Raw genomic sequence first — 4153 nt, forward strand, 5'->3', positions numbered from 1 at the left:
TGACCGTCGCCGAACTGACCGGCGAGATCCCGATCATCACCGACGACATGGAGCCCGAGGCGCCCGAGCATCGGGCTCCGGGATCGCATGTCCGCCGGGCTCACGGAACCGCTCACGTCGACGACGAGGTGGCCGAAGCACCCGCTGAGGAGCCGGTCGAGAAGTCGTCGTACTGGTCGGAACCCGAGCCGCGCTGGCCGGCGTCGGCGCCGCCCCGCCCGCGGGAATCCGTAGCCGATCAGCGCGAGGCACGGCTCCAGCCCAGCGCCTATCCGCGCCCGGTGCGCACCAACGGGCGGCCCACGGCCGAACGTGTGGAGGCGCGCGACGACAAGTCGCCGGACCGGACCGGCGCCGAGGGCATGAAGCCCGACCCGCTCGAGGATTACGCGGGCATGTCGGTCGACGTGATGGACACCGATGTCCGAGACGCCGAGCCGGTCATCGAAGACTCCGCGTACGTGCGCTCGTACCTGCAGTCCGCCGGCAACGACGTCCACTCACGCAATGCGGGCTACCACGACATCGCCGACGTTGCCGAGGAAGAGGACTACCCCGACGACGACTATCACGGTGAATCGCACAACTGGTCCCGGTCCGACAGCATGCGGCTCGGCGGAATGGTTGTGCTGCAATCGTTTTTGGCTGTCGCTTTCGGTGCGGGGTTGTTTATCGCGTTCGACCAGCTGTGGCGGTGGAACAACATCGTCGCGCTGGTGCTCTCGGTGCTCGTCATCCTCGGCCTGGTGGTCGGTGTACGGGTGGTGCGTAAGACCGAGGACATCGGCAGCACGCTGATCGCGGTGGCGGTGGGGGCACTGGTCACACTGGGGCCCCTAGCGTTGTTGCAATCCGGCTAGGCCGCAACAGAACCCACGTGCGCCCAGCTATCAAAGTCGGTCTGTCGACGGCCTCGGTCTATCCAGAGAAGACCGAGGCCGCTTTCGAGTACGCAGCCAACCTCGGTTACGACGGTGTCGAGCTGATGGTGTGGGGCGAGTCGGTCAGCCAGGACATCGGCGCGGTGGCCAAACTCTCGCGGCGCTACCGGATGCCGGTGCTGTCGGTGCATGCGCCGTGTCTGCTGATATCGCAGCGGGTGTGGGGAGCCAACCCGATTCCCAAGCTGGATCGCAGTGTGCGGGCCGCTGAGAAGCTCGGCGCCCAAACCGTCGTCGTGCATCCGCCGTTCCGTTGGCAGCGGCGGTACGTCGAGGGCTTCACCGAACAGGTCGCGGAGCTCGAGGCATCCAGCGACGTGCTGGTGGCCGTGGAGAACATGTTTCCGTTCCGCGCCGACCGGTTCTTCGGTTCGGGCCAGACCATGGAGCGGATGCGCCGGCGCGGCGGCGGACCCGGACCCGGCATCTCGGCGTTCGCCCCGTCCTACGACCCGCTGGACGGTGAGCACGCGCACTACACGCTGGACCTGTCGCACAGCGCGACGGCGGGTGACGACGCGCTGGATATGGCAGAGCGGATGGGCTCCGGCCTGGTGCACCTGCATCTGTGCGACGGCACCGGCCTGCCCGCCGACGAGCACCTGGCGCCGGGCCACGGCAACCAGCCGACGGTCGAGGTCTGCCAGTTGTTGGCCGCCGGCGACTTCGCCGGCCACGTCGTGCTGGAGGTGTCCACGTCGTCGGCGCGGTCAGCCCACGAGCGCCAGGCCATCCTGGCCGAGTCGTTGCAATTCGCCCGCACGCACCTGCTGCGATGACAGTCAAGGACTCGACAAATTGACCGCGTTATTCACCGAAGCGATGGAGCTACGCGAGATCGACTCCGACGGCGTGCACAACGTCTACGAGGGCGAGCTGAACAAGCACTGGACCATCGGGCCCAAGGTGCACGGCGGGGCGATGGTGGCGTTATGCGCCAACGCGGCTCGCACCGCCCACGGCGGACCCGTTGAGCCGGTTGCGGTTTCGGCCAGCTTCCTGTCGGCACCCGATCCCGGCCCGATGCGGCTGCTGACGTCGATGCGCAAGCGCGGACGCCGGATCAGCGTCGTCGACGTCGAACTCGTCCAGGGCGATCGCGCCGCCGTGCATGCGGTCATCACACTCGGTGAGCCCGAGCACCTGGTGCCGCCGCTGCTGTCGGCCAACCCGACGGTGGGCCTGATGGACCCCGAGCCGCCCGACGATGTGGAGCCGATCGGCCGCGGCCACCGGCTGGCCGGGCTGGTCAACTTGGCTGAGGGCTGCGAAGTGCGGCCGCTGATCTCATCGCTGGGCATCTCCACCGACGGTCGGCCGCCCGTGATCCAGAACTGGGTGCGGCCGCGCGGCGTGGCACCCGATGTGTTGTTCGCGCTGATGTGCGGCGACGTCTCGGCCCCGGTCAGTTTCGCCGTGAACCGCACCGGCTGGGCACCGACCGTGCAGCTCACCGCGTACCTGCGGGGGCTACCGGCCGACGGCTGGCTAAGGGTGGTCTGCACGTGCATGCAGATCGGTCAGGACTGGTTCGACGAAGACCACACCGTCGTCGACTCGGCGGGTCGCATCGTGGTGCAGAGCCGCCAATTGGCGATGGTCCCCGCGCCCTAACGACAAAACCCGCGGGCGTCTGAGATGCTGGGCTGCATGGCTCGAATCGCGCTCGTCGGTGGCGGCAGCATGGGTGAAGCCCTGCTGTCCGGACTGCTGCGGGCCGGCCGGCAAGTCAAGGATCTGGTGGTCGCCGAGCGGATGCCGGACCGCGCCCGCTATCTCTCCGAAACGTACGGCGTATTGGTCACGTCGCTGCCCGATGCGGTGGAGAACGCGACGTTCGTCATCATCGCGGTCAAACCCTCCGACGTCGGCTCGGTGGTCGGTGAGATCGGCAAGGTCGCCGCGGAAGCCGCCCACGACAGCCCGGATCAGGTGTTCATCACCGTCGCTGCCGGGGTTACGACGACCTACCTGGAATCCAAACTGTTGGCCGGGACGCCGGTGGTCCGGGTGATGCCAAATGCGCCGGCGTTGGTCGGCGCGGGTATCAGCGCCATGGCTGCAGGCCGTTTTGCGACCCCTGAGCAGCTCAAGGAGGTCGCAGCGCTGTTCGACTCGGTGGGAGCGGTGCTGACGGTCCCCGAGGAGCACCTGGACGCTGTGACGGCCGTTTCCGGTTCGGGCCCGGCGTACTTCTTCCTGATGATCGAGGCGTTGGTGGACGCCGGGGTCGGGGTGGGGCTCAGTCGGGCGGTGTCCACCGAGTTGGTGGCGCAGACGATGGCCGGCTCGGCGGCGCTTTTGCTGGACCGGATGGAGCAGGACCGCGGAACGGGCAGCGACTCGCGGCGCGACCTGTCGCTGGACACCACCGCGGCACGGCTGCGTTCGATTGTTACCTCGCCTGGTGGCACTACTGCGGCTGCGCTGCGGGAATTGGAAAAGCACGGTTTGCGGGCGGCTGTCGATGAGGCTGTGCGGGCCGCAAAAACACGCTCTGAGCAGCTAAGAATTACACCTGAGTAATTTATAGAATTTTATTTATTTGCCACCACCCGTCGCAATAACCACACTAGTCCCGCTATTCTCCTACTTGGTATGCACCTGTGGGTGCCAGCGGAGGGGAAGCCGCTGGGACTGCAGGAGCCTGACTGATTGGGTTGCGATGACGTCTATGAACGGGCCATCGGCTGGCGGGAAATCGGGACGAGACACGGGTTCCGCAGACGGCCAGCAGCCCCGGACGCAATTCCTGACGGTTGCTGAAGTGGCGGCACTGATGCGGGTCAGCAAGATGACGGTCTACCGGCTGGTTCACAACGGTGAACTACCCGCGGTCCGCGTCGGGCGATCCTTCCGCGTGCACGCAAAGGCCGTGCACGACATGCTGGAGACCTCCTACTTCGACGCTGGATAGCGTTTGCGGTGCGGGAATGCGGGACGATAGACGTCCCGGCGCATCCGGAACACCCGGGTCCGCTTTGTGATGTCTACATGAGCCGCTGACTGCTGCGCCGGATTTGAGTGCCGGCATCGGCTTTGGTGTTCGAAGTGCCTACCCGGGTAGAGTGACCGGGTTATTGCAGATGCCCGGCCATGGCGGACTCGGGCCGCCACACAGATAGCGGAGTTATGGGTTCAGTAATCAAGAAGCGGCGCAAGCGGATGTCGAAGAAGAAGCACCGTAAGCTGCTTCGCCGCACGCGGGTGCA

6 protein-coding genes are annotated in these 4153 nt (G+C 66.5%); all 6 read left to right on the forward strand.

The window, feature by feature from the left end:
* Positions 1 to 860 (forward strand): hypothetical protein (locus tag VN856_RS21635; RefSeq protein WP_325692760.1); only part of this gene is annotated, 860 nt, incomplete at its 5' end.
* Positions 861 to 877: 17 nt separating this feature from the next.
* Positions 878 to 1720 (forward strand): sugar phosphate isomerase/epimerase, encoded by an 843-nt coding sequence (locus VN856_RS21640; RefSeq protein ID WP_325692763.1) that lies wholly within the window; start codon positions 878 to 880, stop codon positions 1718 to 1720.
* 19 nt (positions 1721 to 1739) lie between these two features.
* Positions 1740 to 2555 carry a thioesterase family protein gene (locus VN856_RS21645; protein WP_325692765.1) on the forward strand — a complete coding sequence of 272 codons (816 nt, stop codon included), beginning with the start codon at positions 1740 to 1742 and terminating at the stop codon, positions 2553 to 2555.
* Positions 2556 to 2591: 36 nt separating this feature from the next.
* Entirely contained in the window at positions 2592 to 3467 is an 876-nt protein-coding gene (proC, locus tag VN856_RS21650; RefSeq protein ID WP_325692768.1) for a pyrroline-5-carboxylate reductase, read from the forward strand.
* Positions 3468 to 3606: 139 nt separating this feature from the next.
* The gene (locus VN856_RS21655) at positions 3607 to 3858 is read left to right on the forward strand and encodes a cell division/environmental response transcriptional regulator (RefSeq protein WP_325692771.1); all 252 of its coding nucleotides are present in this window, start codon (positions 3607 to 3609) and stop codon (positions 3856 to 3858) included.
* Between the two features lie 215 nt (positions 3859 to 4073).
* Positions 4074 to 4153 (forward strand): 30S ribosomal protein bS22 (locus VN856_RS21660; RefSeq protein ID WP_325692774.1); only part of this gene is annotated, 80 nt, incomplete at its 3' end.

Source organism: Mycobacterium sp. (assembly GCF_035603715.1).
Classification (GTDB): Bacteria; Actinomycetota; Actinomycetes; order Mycobacteriales; family Mycobacteriaceae; genus Mycobacterium.